Origin of the sequence: Gordonia sp. BP-119 (assembly GCF_016924115.1) — a bacterium.
In the GTDB taxonomy this organism is placed as follows: domain Bacteria; phylum Actinomycetota; class Actinomycetes; order Mycobacteriales; family Mycobacteriaceae; genus Gordonia; species Gordonia hongkongensis.
The window spans coordinates 15,840-31,439 of sequence record NZ_JAFFZF010000049.1 but is presented as its reverse complement, the minus strand read 5'-3'; the positions used below and the strand labels follow the sequence as shown (position 1 = coordinate 31,439).

The following is a 15,600-nucleotide window of genomic DNA, read 5'->3' as shown; positions in this document are numbered from 1 at the left end:
GCGCCCGCGCCAACGTTTCCAACGTCTCCCGCTCGGCTTTCGTCAACCGCAAACACGCTGCCGGTGCACTCATCAACCCAGCCTACCGAACAACGAGCTAGACAATTGCGAGACACACCACTAGATCTGGCCGAAACGGCGGAGCGCTTCCTCACGCTCGGCCTTGTGATCGACCATCGGCTCGGGATAGTCGTCGGCTTCGACGTCACCGACCCAGCGTCGGACGTACTCGCCGTCGGGATCGAACTTCTTGGCCTGCGCCTCGGGGTTGAACACCCGGAAGTACGGCGCCGCATCGGTTCCCGTACCGGCGGCCCACTGCCAGCCGTGGTTGTTCGACGCCATGTCACCGTCGATGAGCTGCTCGAGGAACCATTCCGCTCCCCACCACCACGGCAGGTGCAGGTCCTTGACGAGGAAGGACGCGGTCACCATGCGCACCCGATTGTGCATGTACCCGGTCTCCGCGAGCTGACGCATCCCGGCGTCGACGAGCGGAAAACCGGTACGCCCTGCCTTCCATGCGTCGAAACGCTCGTAGGCCTTCTTGTCGGTGTCGAGGTCGATGCCGTCGAACTGTCGATTCCAGTTGTGCCACAAGCTATGTGGCCAGTGGAACAGCACGTCGGCGTAGAAGTCGCGGAAGGCGAGTTCGCGTAGATACGCTTGCGGCCCCCTCGAGGCTCCGTCGCTGCGCTCCTTCGCACCTCGGGGAGCAGAACCAGACTTGCCGAGATCGGCGGCCATCGTGCGGGGATGGATGTTGCCGTACTTGAGATACGCCGACATCCGGCTGGTGCTGTCACCCGCGGGATCGTTGCGGCCGGAGTCGTAGTCGGCGAGACCGTCGTCGACGTACTCGGCCCACCGCTCGAGCGCCGCGTCCTCACCGGCGGGCAACGACAACCCGGTCGGCGACTTCGGTATCTTGATGCGCCCGGTCTTCGTCAGCTCGGACGGATCGACGATCTTCTTCGCAGGCACCGACGAGTCGGCGGGCGCACGCCAGCCGTGGTCACGCCACCGCTTGAAGTACGGCGTGAAGACCTTGTACGGCTCGCCGTCGTCTTTGGTGACACGACCGGGTGAGACGAGGTACGGCGACCCGGTGGCCACGAGCTCGATGTCGCCGAGCGCGTCGGCGACGGCCTCGTCGCGTCGGCGGCCGAACGGGGCGAAGTCCTCGGAGATGTGCACCCGTTCGGCGTCGACCGCCCGGGCCAGCTTCGGGATCTCGACCTCGGGTCGGCCCCGCACGACGAGCAGCTTGCCGTCGAGCTTGTCGTCCAGTTCCCGCAGGGAGTCGAACAGGAACGCGAGCCGCCGCTCGCCCGCGGACTTCTCCAGCCGCGGGTCCACCACGAAGCACACGAGGACCGACGAATCGGTCCTCGAGGCGGCCGCGGCGAGCGGCGGGAGGTCACTCAGGCGTAGATCGCGCCTGAGCCAGACCAGTTCGGTGGCGGACGTCAGCCCACTCCGAGCAGGTCGATGACGAACACGAGGGTCCGTCCCGAGAGACGGTGTCCGGCACCGGCCGAGCCGTAGGCCAGCTCGGGCGGAACCGTCAGCTGGCGGCGTCCGCCGACCTTCATCCCGGGGATGCCTTCCTGCCAGCCCGGGATCAACCGGTCCAGCGGGAAGTTGGCCGACTGGCCGCGATCCCACGACGAATCGAACTCTTCGCCCGTCTCGTAGTCGACCCCGACGTAGTGGACGTCGACGATGCCGCCGCGAGCGGCTTCCTCGCCCTCGCCGACGATGAGGTCGGAGATGGTGAGGTCGGTCGGCGGGGGTCCCGCCTGGAACTCGACCACTGGCTTCTCGGTGCTGGTCACTGGACTCTCCTTTGAGTCGGGTGTTCGGCGGTCAGGCGGTGCGTCGGAACGGTCGCTCAGCGATCGCCCATCTGCACGTAGTCGCGTTCGGTGTAGCCGGTGTAGAGCTGACGCGGACGGCCGATCTTGGTGGTCGGGTCCTCGTGCATCTCGCGCCAGTGCGCGATCCATCCCGGCAGGCGTCCCAGCGCGAACAGCACGGTGAACATGCGCGTCGGGAAGCCCATCGCACGGTAGATGACACCGGTGTAGAAATCCACGTTCGGGTACAGCTTGCGCTCGATGAAGTAGTCGTCGTTGAGGGCGACCTCTTCGAGACCCTTGGCGATGTCGAGCAGGTCGTCCTGCACGCCAAGCGATTCCAGGATCGTGTCGGCGGTCTTCTTCACGATGGCGGCGCGCGGGTCGTAGTTCTTGTAGACGCGGTGACCGAAGCCCATCAGCTTGACGCCGGCCTCCTTGTTCTTCACCCGCTTCATGAAGTCCTTGGTGTCGCCACCGTCGGCCCGGATGTCGTCGAGCATCTCGAGCACGGCCTGGTTGGCGCCGCCGTGCAGCGGGCCCCAGAGCGCGTTGATGCCGCCGGAGATCGACGTGAACAGGTTGGCCTGCGACGAGCCCACCAGGCGGACGGTCGAGGTGGAACAGTTCTGCTCGTGATCGGCATGCAGGATGAACAGCATGTCGAGGGCCTTGGCGACCTCGGGGTTGACCTCGTAGGGCTCCGCGGGGAAGCCGAAGGTCATCCGCAGGAAGTTCTCGACGAGGCTCAGCGAGTTGTCGGGATACAGGAACGGCTGTCCCGCCGACTTCTTGTACGCGTACGCCGCGATGGTCGGCAGCTTCGCGAGGAGGCGGATCGTCGACAGCTCGACCTGCTCGTCGTCCTTGGGATCGAGCGAGTCCTGGTAGTAGGCCGACAGAGCGTTGACCGCGCTCGAGAGCACCGGCATCGGGTGAGCGTTGCGGGGGAATCCGTCGAAGAAGCGCTTGAGGTCCTCGTGCAGGAGGGTGTGGCGCTGGATCTTGGTGGTGAAGTCCTCGAGCTGCGACGGAGTCGGGAGCTCCCCGTAGATGAGCAGGTAGCTCACCTCGATGAAGGTCGACTTCTCGGCCAGCTGGTCGATCGGGATTCCGCGGTAGCGCAGGATGCCGGCGTCACCGTCGATGTAGGTGATGGCCGACTTGGTCGACGCGGTGTTCACGAAGCCACCGTCGAAGGTGGTCAGATTGGTCTCGGCCAGGAATTTGCCGAGCGCGACCGAGTCGGTGCCCTCGGTGGCCTTCAGGATCGGGAGCTCCAGCTGTCCACCGGGGTAGGTGAAGGTCGCTGAGGCCGTGTCGGACGCCTGGTCGGCTGGGACTGTTTCAGCAGACACACGAACCCCTTATTCAGATCAGAGATTTTTACAGTGACCGGGTAGGACACACAGGTACAACCTAGTCGCTTCTCAGCTCGCCCGCCCACGGAGGGTCGGCGCCGGGCCTCGAGACCGTCACCGCAGCCACGTGAGCTGCGAATTCAGCCGCTTCCCGCCACTGCTGGAGGGTCAGGGATCGCACTGCTCCGGGCGTGAGTCGACCACGCCGGTCCAGGTGATTGACGAGGCCCCCGAGCACGCTGTCCCCGGCGCCGATCGTGTCGACGACATCGACGGCCGGAGCCGGTGCGGTCACCTCACCGGCCGCGGTGCGAACGGTGATGCCCGCGGCTCCCGCTGTGGTGACCACCGCGGCGACGCCGTCGGCCAGCCAGTCTGTCGTCGAACTCCCCGCGGACCCCTTGTTGAGCCAGGCCGCGTCCTCGTCGGACAGTTTGACCACGTCCACCGACGACATCCAGCTCCGGAAGCGCCGTCGATAGGCCTCGGGGTCGGCGATGACCGCGGGCCGGATGTTCGGGTCCAACACCACGACTCGGCCCTCGGCCCGGCATCTGCGCATCAGGTTCTCGTACACCGTGGCACCGGGTTCCAGGACCAGCGAGAGGGTCCCGAAGGTCACCGCCGCGACGGTCGGCGGCAGTGCGCCGGGATCGTCGATCGCACGATCTGCCGTGCCCTCCACGTAGAAGGAGTAGTGCGCCGAACCGTCGTCGGCGATGGTCGCCAGGGCCAACGAGGTGGGCTCGTCACGACGCTGGACCAACGCGGTTCCCACGCCGGCGGCCCGGAGTGCGTCGAGGACCGCATCGCCGTAGGTGTCGGTGGACACCGCGGACAGCAGTGAGACCGCACTCCCCAACCGTCCCAGCGTGATTGCCACATTGAACGGGCCACCACCGAGGGCGGGCTGCAACGGCGCCAGACCGCCGGCGGTCGTGTCGTGCCGGCCACCGCCCTGCTGTACGACATCGACGAGCGCCTCACCGCAGACGACGATCTCTCTCACTGTCTCTCCTCACGTTCCGCGTCGGCCATCCCGCGCCCGTCCTCTCTGAGTCTGCCACCGGACGCAGGCCCCTCCGCCCGAGTTCAATCGGTGGGACACCGTGTCGCGCGGGGTAAGTTCGTTGGATGCACGAGCTGCCGGCGGGCCCCGACGCGGTGGTCCTCGACTTCTCGGCCGACGACTCACCGTCGGCCGCGGTACTCAGCGCGGTCGCGGCGCTCCGCGAAGCGATCCGGGGTGGTGAACTCCCCGAGGTCACCGACCTCGTGCCCAGCGCGCACACCGTCCTGGTCCAGGCCCGTCCCGGCCGCGGGCTGGACGAACTCGGTGTCCGCCGGGCGCTCCGGCGTCGGAAGCGCGCGGGCGATCCCGACATCCACAGCACCGACGAGATCGTCATCCCGGTCGTCTACGACGGTGCCGACCTCCCGGATGTCGCTGCGGCACTGGAGATGACGACCGACGAGGTGATCGGGCTGCACTGTCGCACCCGATGGCGCGTCCAGTTCATGGGCTTCGCACCGGGTTTCGGGTATCTCGTCGCCGACGACGAGGCAGCGCATCCGTTCGACGCCGTCGGCCGACGCCGGGAGGCCCGCACGAATGTTCCGGAGGGGTCGGTCGCGATTGCCGCCGGGTACAGCGCGGTGTACCCGAGGTCGAGTCCCGGCGGTTGGCAGTTGCTGGGCCGCACCGATGTTCGGCTGTGGGATGCCGGTGCCGATCCCCCCGCCCGGCTCGCTGCGGGCCGGGTGGTCCGCTTCGTCGACGCCGGACGCGACGGCACATGACCGCGCTGACTGTTCTCGCGACGGGACCCCTCGCGACTGTTCAGGACCACGGCCGACCGGGCTACGCCGATCTCGGTGTCCCCGGTTCCGGCGGTGCTGATCGTGGGGCCCTCGCGCTGGCCAATCGCCTTGTGGGCAACGCGGAGTGGGCGGCAGTCGTCGAGACGACGCTGGGCGGGTTCCGGGCACGCGTCGACGCCGACGCCCTGGTCGCGGTCACCGGGGCGGATACCGTGGTGCGCCACAACGGGGTCCCCGCGGGGCTCGCCGCGGCACTGGTGCTGCGCGCCGGTGACGAGCTGGCCCTCGACACCCCCGGTTGGGGGTTGCGCAACTACATCGCCGTGCGGGGTGGGATCGACGTCGAGCCCGTACTGGGTTCCCGGTCCACCGATACGCTGTCCGGGCTCGGACCGCCACCTCTCGGCACGGACGACCGTCTGCCCGTGGGCCATGCGGCGAGCGATTGGCCCACCGCGTTGTCCGCCCCCGCAGACCGCGACCACCCTCGTGTCGTCGTGCTGGAGTGCCACGAGGGTCCGCGGGCCGGGCATCTCGAGTCGCCGTCCGATCTGTTCGTCGGAACGTGGCTGGTCGGGTCCGACAGCAACCGGGTCGGGGTGCGGATCGACCGCGCGGAGGGGTCGGCGCAGCCGCTCCTCGCCCATCGCGCCGGCGCCGCCGAGCTCCGCTCGGAGGGGATCGCCCACGGGTCGGTCCAGGTCCCGCCCAGCGGCCGTCCGGTGATCTTCCTCGCCGATCACCCGGTCACCGGCGGCTACCCCGTGGTGGCGGTCCTCGCCGCGGGCGCGGTGGACCTGGCCGCGCAGCTTGTACCCGGATCGGAGATCCGATTTCGTCAGTGCTGATCGCGCGGACACGATGTTTCGCCTTCGACCGCCGCGGGAACGCATACGAGCGTCCCGATAGGAGGTACGAGCGTGAGTGATCCGTCTGTGAACGACTTGTCGACCGTGCAACTCGTCGAACGTCTGCAACAGCAGACGACGACCCTGGTGAAGACCGAACTGCAGCACGCTGTCGCGGAGATGAAGGGTAAGGGCACCCGCATCGGGGTGGGTGCGGGGATTTCCGGCGCGGGCACGCTGCTGGTGTTGTTCGGGCTCGGCACGCTGGTCGCGGCGGCCGTGCTCGGACTGGCAAACGCCGTGCCGGCGTGGCTGGCAGCGGTGATCGTCGGCGTCGTGCTGCTGGTCATCGGCGGGGCCGCCGCGGCGATCGGCGCCAAGCGCGCCAAATCCGCTGTGCCCCCGGCACCGGAGCGAACCGTCGAGAGTGTCCAGCGTGACGTGGCGACTGTGAAGGAGCACCTGTAGATGAGTGAGACACATCCCGACCAGAATCCGACCGACGATCCGCCGCCGATCGAACAACAGCGGGAGGAGCTGGCCGAGACGGTCGACGCTCTCGCGGCCAAGCTGGATGTCCCGGCACGGGTGAACGAGGCGGCGTCGAAAACCGCGCATACCGCGCAGGTGAAGGCCCAGGAGAACCAGACCGTGTTGATCGGTGCGGCCGTCGCCGCGGTGGTGGCGCTGGGCGCGTTCATCGTGATCCGCCGCCGTCGTCGCTGACCGGCCGTCGTCGCTGAGAGGCCGCCGTCGGGCGGTTGTAGTCGAGCCAAGAGCAAGGAGCTGTCATGAGTGCCGTATCGAAGGCGATGTACAAACCGATGTCCCTCGCGACCAGCGTGCTCGGCGGTATCGCCGCGGGCGCGGTGTTCGGGCAGATCTGGAAGCGGATCTCCGACGACGAGTCGGCGCCCGATCCCAAGGATCTCGAGCGCAGCAACACAGAGGTTCTCGTGGCCGCCGCGCTGCAAGGACTCGTGTTCGGTCTCGTTCGCGCCGCCGTCGACCGCGCCGGAGCGCGCGGGTACCGGGCGGTGACCCACGAGAATCCGGAGTGACTCTCGGTAGACCTCGGTTGACACCCGAGTGAGACGAACCTATCGTTTCGTCTCATGGCCGAGGTTCTGCACGCTTCCCAGGACACCTGTCCCGTCGACGCCGCGTCGGCCGAGGCCACCTGCCCGGCCGGCGCGGCGTCGTCGGCGACACACGGGTACGAACCCCTTGGCCCGGATTCGCTGACCTGGCAGATCTGGGGGACCTGGACGGGGATGTTCCAGGGCTTGTGGGCCGGGTCGATCCAGAACATGCATCCCAAGCTGGGTGCGGCGGTGTGGGACCATTCGGACTTCTTCGGCGAACGGTGGCAGCGCCTGATGCGCTCCCTGTATCCGATCAGCGGCGTCGTCTTCGATTCCGTCATCCCGGGTGCCCGGACGGGGGAAGAGGTGCGCGACTACCACCTCGCCGTCAAGGGCACCATGGAGGACGGGTCCCGCTATCACGCATTGGATCCCGACGTCTTCTACTGGGCCCACGCCACGTTCTGGTACGGCAACGTCCGACTGTGCGAACGCTTCGGACCCTTCCTCACCGAGGACCAGAAGCGGCAGCTCTTCGAGGAGTCCAAAGCCTGGTACGCCCAGTACGGCGTCTCGATGCGTCCCGTCCCGGAGACCTACGAGGACTTCCTGGAGTATTGGGACCACATGTGCCGCAACGTGCTTCGTGATCACGTATCGGTCCGCACGGTCCTCGACATCACCCAGCTGCCGCCCCCGCCGTTCCTGAGCTTCATCCCGACGTGGCTGTGGGACCGGTACCTGGTGCCGCAGAACCAGAAACTGTTCATGTGGCTGACCACCGGGTTCTACGACGAGCCGATCCGCGAGATCCTCGGGCTCGAGTGGACCGACAAGGACGAACGTCTATTCCGTCTGGTGGGTCAGGGCATCAACCTCGTGATGCACAAGCTCCTACCCAAGCGGGCGCTGCGCCACCCCCGACCGCGCGATGCGTGGGATCGCGTGCACGGCAAGGTCGCCGTGGATGCACCGATCGTGCACACGCCGACGCGCAATCTCCCGCCGCAGAGCGAGCGCGGCAACCCGATGCACTATTGCCCGGTGACCGCGGCACGGCGGGCGTCGTACCCGGGTGTGCTCACCGCGGACTGACATACGCCCGAACGACTACTGCTGCCCCTGGCTTCGGCGCATCGCCTGCCGGACACGTCCGGCCTCCCGAGGGGCGTGCGGGTTCGGACGGCCCGCTCGGGAGCCGGCGAGCTTCGCACCGATGTGTTCGCCCACGGTGATCGGCGAATAGCGGCTGCCCGCCCCCACGCACGACGGCAGGGTCGAGATCATCGCGTCGAGGTTGCCGTCGTGGAAATAGGCAGCCGAACGACGCCGCTCCACCGTTCCGTCGACGACGGGCGGCTTCACCCGGTGCAAGGTGGACATCCACCGCTCGTTGGTCCAGCGCGCCATCAGATCACCCAGGTTGATCAGCAACGCACCGTCGGCGGGACTCACGTCGTGCCAGTCACCGTGCTGGTCGAGAACTTGCAGACCCTTGACCTGGTCGGCCCACAACACGGTCACGATGCCGTAGTCGGTGTGCTCCCCCATGCCGGTGGGATCGCCGTCCAGCTCGATCTCACCGGGCGGCAGCGCATAGTTGTTCATCCGGAGCACGTCGAGCGAATGGTCGGTGAATCCCTCGAAGAAGTCGGCGGGTAGGTCGAGGGCATCGGCGAAGATCCTGGTGAGCGTGTGGGCGACGCGTCGTGCCTCGTTGAAGTATGCCGACACCGCCGCCTGGAAATGCTCGACGGCCGGCCACGTGTTCGTCGCGTAGTGGTCGGCGGGTAGATCGAGTTCCGGGTACTGCGTCGCCTCCACGCCGACGTTGAAGGCCTCGAAGAAGTCGTTCATGCGTGCCGCGGACTCGACCCCCAGCGACAACGACAGGGATTCCGACTTCGGGGGCGCGTATCCCCGATTGATCTCCGGCGGCGTGCGGTAGGTCTTCTTCAGCTCCAGTGGCAGCGCGAAGAAGACGTCCATGGCGGCGGTGAACTCGTCGATGACGGCGGCGGGGATCTCGTGCCCGACGACCTGGATGAAGCCGACCGAACTCGCCGCGTCGTCGAACCTGGCCGCCACCACGGCCCGATCGGCCGGGTCACCGTTCCGCGTGTACGGCGAGATGTCGATGAGCGGTACGTCGAATCCGGTGGCGGCGGCGGTCATGGCGTCCATGGTGGCACCGATCGCGAGACCGCGCTGGTCGGCGGAACCCGTTCTCAGGTGCGCTGACCGGCGCGGTAGTGCACGAAGGCGGGGATCAGCAACGCCGCGATGATGGTCGCGACGACGACCGCGATACCGCCGAACGCGGTCGCGGCGGCGACCCCGATCGAGGCGGCCGCGGCGCCGTGGGCGACGTCGGCGATCCGGGGCCCGCCGGCGACCACGACGATGAACACGCCCTGGAGTCGGCCGCGGACCTCGTCGGTCGCGGCGGTGAGCAGGATCGACTGCCGGAACGCCGCCGACGCCATGTCGGCCGCACCGCCGATCATCAGCAACACCACCGCGACGAGGAGCATCGGCATGGCTGTGCCGTCGGCGAACGACACCGCGATCCCGGTTCCGGTGATCGCCAGACCCCAGATGATGATGCACACGATGACCGCCAGGCCCTGGCGCTGCACGCGGGCGACCCAGCCCGAGAAGATCCCACCGACGACGGCTCCCGCGGAGATCGCCGTGAACAGCAGGGCGAAGGCGATGCCGCCGCCCTCGGGGCCGCCGAAGTTCTCGTGGGCCATCTGCGGGAAGAGCGCCCGCGGCATGCCGAAGATCATGGCGATCAGGTCGACCAGGAACGACGCCAGGAGGATCTTGTGCCCGGCGAGATACCGCAGCCCTTCGAGGACCGAACGCAGGCCGGCCACCTTGGGCGCGGCATCGCTCTCCGGCCGCAGCGACGGCAGCATCGCGACGGCGATGAGCGTCGGCAGCAGGAAGATCGTGTCCACGAAATACAACAGCGAATAGCCGAGGACGGGGATCAGGGCGCCGCCGACGAGTGGCCCGGCGATGGCGCCGGCCTGCATGACCGTCATGTTCAGCGACAGCGCGGCGGGCAGGTCCTTGGCGTCGAGCAGCCGCGGTAGCACCGCCGTCCGCGTCGGCTGGTTCACGGCGAAGAACGCCTGCTGAACGGCGAAGAGCACCAACACGATCCACACGTTCTGCCCACCCGCCGCGGCCTGCGCCCAGAACAGGGCGCTGCAGACGATGAGGCCGACGGTCGTGATGATGAGCAGGGTCCGGCGGTCGACGACGTCGGCCAGCGCCCCACCCCAGAGCCCGAACACGACGAGCGGCACCAGGCCGAAGACACCGGTCAGTCCGACGTAGGCAGAGCTACCGGTGACCTCGTAGATCTGGGCCGGCACCGCGACCACACTCAACTGCGCGCCGATGACGGTGACGATGTTCGCCAGCCACAGTCGCCGGAAGTACTGGTTGCGCAGCGGCGCGGTGTCGGCGAGGAGGCGGGGCATTTCCATGATGCTAGGACCGCCCGCCGACGTCCGGCCACGCAGGCACTCCACAAGGCCGCCTGTGGACAGTGCCGTCGCGTGGTCGCTGCCCTCCGCTATGGTCATTCCGCCCGAGGCGCACCTTGCACCTTGGTCGGGGCTCGGAGAAGGGGATGCACATGGGTGTTCGACGCTGGATGACGGTGGTGACGGTCGCGGTGGCCGTCGTACTCGGCCTCGCGGTTCCGGGGACGGCACAGGCCGGTCCGCGGTATCCGACGGCCGGCGATCGCATCACGGTGCAGGTCGCGTCGGATCAGCAGAGCGCGTACGGCTTCTGGTGGGTCGACGGTCACAACCGGATGTCACCTCGCGGGGGCCGCGTGGGCATGAGCCTGCGCGACTACGATCCGAAGACCCGGTTGTGGTCGACCACAACCACTTTCACCTCGCACAAGCAGCGACAGCAGACAGCCGCGAACATCACGTCGTGGGGCGGTTACGCCCGCTGCACCATCTGGGTGAACGGCGTGCGCGTCGCGCACCATGTGTACCGGGCACCGATCTTCGCCCAGGCGCAGTGCGGTATCGCCAGACTCGACCCGAACCGCCTCGACTACCGCTGACGGCCCGCAGAACGGGTGTCGACGCTCAGGGCTGCAGCCGTTCGGCCCGCCAGGAGTGATCGACGTGGGTCAGCCGAACCCGATTGTGCAGGCGGTTCGCTCGCCCCTGCCAGAACTCGACCTCGACCGGGACGATGCGGTACCCACCCCAATCGGACGGGACCGGGACCTCGGCACCCTCGTCGAACCCGCCGTAGGCCTCGGCGAGTTCGGCGGCCTTCTGCTCGAGTTCGACGCGGCTGCCGATGGGCCGTGATTGCTCGGACGCGGCCGCCGAGAGCTGCGACCCGCGGGGTCGAAGCTCCCAGTACGCCTGGATCTCCAAGGCGCTGACGTGTTCGACCGGTCCGTGGAAGTGCACCTGCCGTTCCAGCGCGATCCAGGGAAACGTCACCGAGGCATACGGATTCGCGGCCAGGTGTCGGCCTTTGTCGGAGTCGTACCCGGTGAAGAAGACAACGCCGTTCGCGTCGACCCCCTTGCACAGGACGGTGCGGGTCGACGGCCTGCCCTCGGCGTCGGCGGTGCCGAGGACCATCGCGTTGGGCTCGGCGATCCGAGCGTCGACGGCTTCGCGGAGCCAGACGTGGAAGAGATCGAGCCACGGCGGGTCGCCGCGCAGCCAGCTCGGGTCGAGGTTCTCGCGGATGCCGTCGGCACCGGCGGCGCGGTCGCCCTCGCCGATGTTCGGTGGGATGCCGCCGCCGTATCCGACGCGCATGTTCGGCAGGTCGATGGGGTCGCGCGACTCGTCCAGCACTTTCCTGACGCTACTCCGACCGTGCTCGTTACTCCGGGGTACACGCGGGGCGTCGTGCTGATCTACAGTTCGTCGTGGATTGCATCCTCGTGGATGCACGACACGGACGTCGAGTGAGGTGGGTTGCCATGGCCAACACTGTTCCCGAGGATTTCGTCGCCGGACTCGAGGGCGTGGTGGCCTTCACGACCGACATCGCCGAACCGGACAAGAACGGCGGCAACCTCCGTTACCGCGGCGTCGACATCGAGGACCTGGTCGAGAACAAGGTGACCTTCGCCGACGTGTGGGCCCTCCTGGTCGACGGCAAGTTCGGCGACGGCCTACCGCCGGCCGAACCGTTCCCGCTGCCGATCCACACCGGTGACGTGCGCGTCGACGTCCAGGCCGCGCTCGCCATGCTCGCCCCGATCTGGGGTTACCAGCCGCTGCTCGACATCGACGACGAAACCGCCCGCGACAACCTCGCCCGCGCTTCGGTGATGGCGTTGTCGTACGTGGCGCAGTCCGCGCGCGGCATCCACCAGCCCGCGGTCCCCCAGCACGTCATCGACGAATGCGACACCGTCACCGCACGTTTCATGACCCGCTGGAAGGGCGACCCCGATCCCCGGCACATCGCCGCGATCGACGCCTACTGGGTCAGCGCCGCCGAGCACGGCATGAACGCGTCGACGTTCACCGCACGGGTGATCGCCTCCACCGGAGCCGATGTCGCGGCCTCGCTGTCCGGCGCGATCGGCGCCATGTCCGGCCCCCTCCACGGCGGCGCCCCCGCACGCGTGCTGCCGATGATCGAGGAGGTCGAGAACACCGGTGACGCACGGGGACTCGTAAAGGGGATCCTCGACCGCAAGGAGAAGCTCATGGGCTTCGGGCATCGCGTCTACCGCGCGGAGGACCCGCGTGCCCGCGTGCTCCGCCGCACCGCCCAGGAATTGGGCGTCCCCCGCTTCGAGATCGCCGCCGCACTCGAGCAGGCCGCGCTCACCGAACTCCGGGAACGACGCCCCGACCGCGCCATCGAGACCAACGTCGAGTTCTGGGCGGCGGTCATCCTCGACTTCGCCGAGGTGCCGACGCACATGATGCCGGCGATGTTCACCTGCGGCCGGACCGCCGGCTGGTGTGCGCACATCCTCGAGCAGAAGCGCCTCGGCAAGCTGGTCCGCCCGGCCGCGATCTACACCGGCCCGAGCCCCCGTCGCCCTGAGGACGTCGAGGGCTGGGGTGACGTCGTGAAGCCGGGCCTGTAGGTCCGTTCCACCAGAATCGCTACTTCCCCCACAGATTCGCTATTCACAGATAGCGAATCTGTGGTCGAGGTAGCGACCCTGTGGAGGCCAATCGGCTGTGGACAACGTCTGAGTGAATTCCACAGGGACGCCGAGGCACCCGCAATCGGACCGGGGCGGCCTCACCATCGAGCGCATGCCCGACAATCACGTGATCCGACGGTCCGCTCTCGCAGCCCGTCTCGGCGAGGACGAGATCCGGTTGCGTCAGGAGACTGGCGCGCTGCGGAGCGTATGGCGAGGTGCGGTGCACCTCGGACCCGCGCCCGACGACGAGCTCGAACGCTATCGCCTGAAGATCCGCGGCGCCGTGGCCGTCGGCGGGAACGGTCGCGTGGTCAGCCACGAGTCCGCCGCCGCGCTCCACGGCATCCCCCTCCTCCGACCGGACATGACCACAGTCCACTTCACCTCGTCCAAGACCGGTCGTACCGGGGACAAGATCCACATACACCGCGACAACCTGCCGGACGAGCAGGTGATGTCCGTCGACAACGCCCGGGTGACGACGCCGGCCCGCACGGTCGCCGACGTGGCCCGCCTGGGGACGTTCGAACAGGCAGTCTGCTGCCTCGACAGTGGTCTCCGCTCCGGCATCACACACGCCGAGATCCAGGCCGTCGTGGCGTCGAGCATCAAGATGAAGGGCATCCGACAACTGCGTCAGGCGCTCTCGATGGCCGACGCACGATCCGAAAGCGTAGGCGAATCCTTCAGCCGCGCAACGATGATCGCCGTCGGACTCCCGCTCCCCGACCTCCAGGTGACCATCCTCGACGGCGACGGCAGGTTCGTTGCCCGCGGCGACTTCGGCTGGGACGACAAGGTCATCGGCGAGTTCGACGGCAAGGTCAAGTACTCGGGACAGTTCGGCACGCCCGCGTCGGAAACGGTGGTCGACGAGAAACGACGTGAGGACGCCATCCGGCGAACGGGGCGGCTCGTCGTGCGGTGGACGTGGCAGGACCTCCTGGACCCGCATCACTTCCGTGGCCTCATCACAGATGCCCTCCGCGATGCGGGACTCGTCTGACGTGCCCGCCCCAGAAGCCCTACTCGACCCAGAGGTGCGCTACTTCCAGGTAGCCCACCTTTCGATGAAACAGCGATTCTGCATGGGGCCACCGGCGCAGAGATCGCCGCTGCACCACCCGGCTGCCGACACCTAACCCGAGGCGCCCCCACAGGTGGCGAGGGCCACTCCCTAGAATTGCCGTCATGAGCGAAGCCGCCACCGCATCCATCACCCTGCCCGCCGACCTGCTGCCGTCGGACGGCCGCTTCGGTTGCGGGCCGTCGAAGGTTCGCCCCGAGCAGTTGCAGTCCCTCGTCGACACCGGCGCTTCGGTGTTCGGCACCAGCCACCGCCAGGCACCGGTGAAGAACGTCGTCGGCTCCATCCGCGAGGGTCTGTCGAACCTGTTCTCGCTGCCCGACGGCTACGAGGTCGTGATCTCCAACGGCGGCACCACGGCGTTCTGGGACGCCGCGGCGTTCGGCCTGATCAAGCAGCGTTCACTGCACCTCACCTACGGCGAGTTCTCGTCGAAGTTCGCGACGGTCTCGAAGAAAGCCCCCTTCCTCGACTCGCCCGCGGTCATCTCGACCGACCCCGGCACCGCGCCCGACCCGGCCGCGCTGACCGTCGACGACTTCGGCGGCGTCGACCTCATCGGCTGGGCACACAACGAGACCTCGACGGGCGTCGCGGTGCCCGTCGTCCGTCCCGCCGGTTCGGATGACGCGCTCATCGCCATCGACGCCACCTCGGGTGCGGGCGGTCTGCCCGTCAACATCACCGACGCCGACGTCTACTACTTCGCGCCGCAGAAGTGCTTCGCCGCCGACGGCGGGCTCTGGGTCGCGCTGATGAGCCCGCGGGCGCTCGCACGCATCGCCGAGATCGCCGAGACCGACCGCTGGTGCCCGGAGTTCCTGTCGCTGCCGACCGCCGTCGACAACAGCAGCAAGAACCAGACCTACAACACCCCGGCCGTCGGATCGCTGCTGCTGTTCGCCAACCAGATCGAGTGGATGAACAACAACGGCGGCCTCGACTGGTGCGTCTCGCGCACCGCCGATTCCAGCTCGCGTCTCTACCAGTGGGCCGAGGCGAGCGAGTTCGCCACGCCGTTCGTCACCGAGGCGGCCAACCGCAGCCAGGTCGTCGGCACGATCGACTTCAACGACGATGTCGACGCCGCGGCCGTCGCGAAGATCCTTCGCGCGCACGGGGTCGTCGACACCGAGCCGTACCGCAAGCTCGGCCGGAACCAGCTGCGCATCGGCATGTTCCCGGCCATCGAGCCGGAGGACGTCAGCAAGCTCACCCAGTGCATCGACTACATCGTCGAGCGCCTCTGATCGCCTCCTCGACACCTCGTCGCCGGCGCGCCGCACAGATCGTTGCGGCGCGCCGGTGGTGCTTCACCGAACCGGTAGCCTGGTTCCCACAGACCACATATGACG

The 15,600-nt window shown here is 68.0% G+C and carries 17 protein-coding genes; 10 read left to right on the top strand and 7 right to left on the bottom strand.

Annotation, left to right across the window (positions count from 1 at the left end):
- Positions 1-120 precede the first annotated feature (120 nt).
- The 4 genes from JW364_RS21190 to JW364_RS21175 all read right to left on the bottom strand — a co-directional run bounded on the left by JW364_RS21190 (position 121) and on the right by JW364_RS21175 (position 4,229).
- Positions 121-1,455 carry a deoxyribodipyrimidine photo-lyase gene (locus JW364_RS21190; RefSeq protein WP_065630816.1) on the bottom strand — a complete coding sequence of 445 codons (1,335 nt, stop codon included), beginning with the start codon at positions 1,453-1,455 and terminating at the stop codon, positions 121-123.
- A gap of 14 nt (positions 1,456-1,469) precedes the next feature.
- Positions 1,470-1,838: an FKBP-type peptidyl-prolyl cis-trans isomerase gene (locus JW364_RS21185; RefSeq protein WP_205334261.1), complete on the bottom strand. Its 369-nt coding sequence runs from the start codon at positions 1,836-1,838 to the stop codon at positions 1,470-1,472.
- 56 nt (positions 1,839-1,894) lie between these two features.
- Positions 1,895-3,217 (bottom strand): citrate synthase, encoded by a 1,323-nt coding sequence (locus JW364_RS21180; RefSeq protein WP_078113443.1) that lies wholly within the window; start codon positions 3,215-3,217, stop codon positions 1,895-1,897.
- A gap of 61 nt (positions 3,218-3,278) precedes the next feature.
- Entirely contained in the window at positions 3,279-4,229 is a 951-nt protein-coding gene (locus tag JW364_RS21175; protein WP_159370292.1) for a carbohydrate kinase, read from the bottom strand.
- 125 nt (positions 4,230-4,354) lie between these two features.
- On the opposite strand from JW364_RS21175, the gene JW364_RS21170 reads away from it, so the two are divergent.
- From JW364_RS21170 to JW364_RS21145, 6 genes are all read left to right on the top strand, one after another.
- Positions 4,355-5,020: an allophanate hydrolase subunit 1 gene (locus JW364_RS21170; protein WP_068970281.1), complete on the top strand. Its 666-nt coding sequence runs from the start codon at positions 4,355-4,357 to the stop codon at positions 5,018-5,020.
- Positions 5,017-5,889, top strand: coding sequence for a biotin-dependent carboxyltransferase family protein (locus JW364_RS21165; protein WP_205334260.1), 873 nt, complete (start codon positions 5,017-5,019; stop codon positions 5,887-5,889). Before JW364_RS21170 ends, JW364_RS21165 begins: the two co-directional genes overlap by 4 nt.
- Positions 5,890-5,961: 72 nt before the next feature.
- Complete coding sequence (locus JW364_RS21160) at positions 5,962-6,357, top strand: phage holin family protein (protein WP_035718303.1); 396 nt, start codon at positions 5,962-5,964, stop codon at positions 6,355-6,357.
- Positions 6,358-6,615, top strand: a complete 258-nt coding sequence (locus JW364_RS21155; RefSeq protein ID WP_065630768.1) for a DUF3618 domain-containing protein — start codon at positions 6,358-6,360, stop codon at positions 6,613-6,615.
- A gap of 65 nt (positions 6,616-6,680) precedes the next feature.
- Positions 6,681-6,950, top strand: coding sequence for a DUF4235 domain-containing protein (locus JW364_RS21150; protein WP_058251595.1), 270 nt, complete (start codon positions 6,681-6,683; stop codon positions 6,948-6,950).
- Between the two features lie 54 nt (positions 6,951-7,004).
- Positions 7,005-8,069, top strand: a complete 1,065-nt coding sequence (locus tag JW364_RS21145; RefSeq protein WP_205334259.1) for an oxygenase MpaB family protein — start codon at positions 7,005-7,007, stop codon at positions 8,067-8,069.
- A 15-nt stretch (positions 8,070-8,084) separates the two neighbouring features.
- On the opposite strand, the gene JW364_RS21140 is transcribed toward JW364_RS21145, so the two are convergent.
- Together JW364_RS21140 and JW364_RS21135 are read right to left on the bottom strand one after the other, a co-directional pair.
- Positions 8,085-9,158 carry an isopenicillin N synthase family oxygenase gene (locus JW364_RS21140; RefSeq protein WP_205334258.1) on the bottom strand — a complete coding sequence of 358 codons (1,074 nt, stop codon included), beginning with the start codon at positions 9,156-9,158 and terminating at the stop codon, positions 8,085-8,087.
- 44 nt (positions 9,159-9,202) lie between these two features.
- Entirely contained in the window at positions 9,203-10,471 is a 1,269-nt protein-coding gene (locus tag JW364_RS21135; RefSeq protein WP_065630765.1) for an MFS transporter, read from the bottom strand.
- Positions 10,472-10,629: 158 nt separating this feature from the next.
- Between JW364_RS21135 and JW364_RS21130 the strand changes: the two genes are divergently transcribed.
- A complete protein-coding gene (locus tag JW364_RS21130) occupies positions 10,630-11,076 on the top strand; it encodes a hypothetical protein (protein ID WP_137810790.1) in 447 nt (148 codons plus the stop codon).
- Positions 11,077-11,101: 25 nt separating this feature from the next.
- Here the strand turns inward: JW364_RS21130 and pdxH are convergent, their stop codons facing one another.
- On the bottom strand, positions 11,102-11,797 hold the full coding sequence (gene pdxH / locus JW364_RS21125; protein ID WP_240199422.1) for a pyridoxamine 5'-phosphate oxidase: 696 nt from the start codon (positions 11,795-11,797) through the stop codon (positions 11,102-11,104).
- A 167-nt stretch (positions 11,798-11,964) separates the two neighbouring features.
- Between pdxH and JW364_RS21120 the strand changes: the two genes are divergently transcribed.
- The 3 genes from JW364_RS21120 (at position 11,965) to serC (ending at position 15,495) form a co-directional block, all read left to right on the top strand.
- Complete coding sequence (locus tag JW364_RS21120) at positions 11,965-13,092, top strand: citrate synthase 2 (RefSeq protein WP_065630762.1); 1,128 nt, start codon at positions 11,965-11,967, stop codon at positions 13,090-13,092.
- Positions 13,093-13,267: 175 nt separating this feature from the next.
- Positions 13,268-14,164, top strand: a complete 897-nt coding sequence (locus JW364_RS21115) for a hypothetical protein (RefSeq protein WP_205334256.1) — start codon at positions 13,268-13,270, stop codon at positions 14,162-14,164.
- A gap of 185 nt (positions 14,165-14,349) precedes the next feature.
- Positions 14,350-15,495 (top strand): phosphoserine transaminase, encoded by a 1,146-nt coding sequence (gene serC / locus JW364_RS21110; RefSeq protein ID WP_065630760.1) that lies wholly within the window; start codon positions 14,350-14,352, stop codon positions 15,493-15,495.
- Positions 15,496-15,600: the final 105 nt, after the last annotated feature.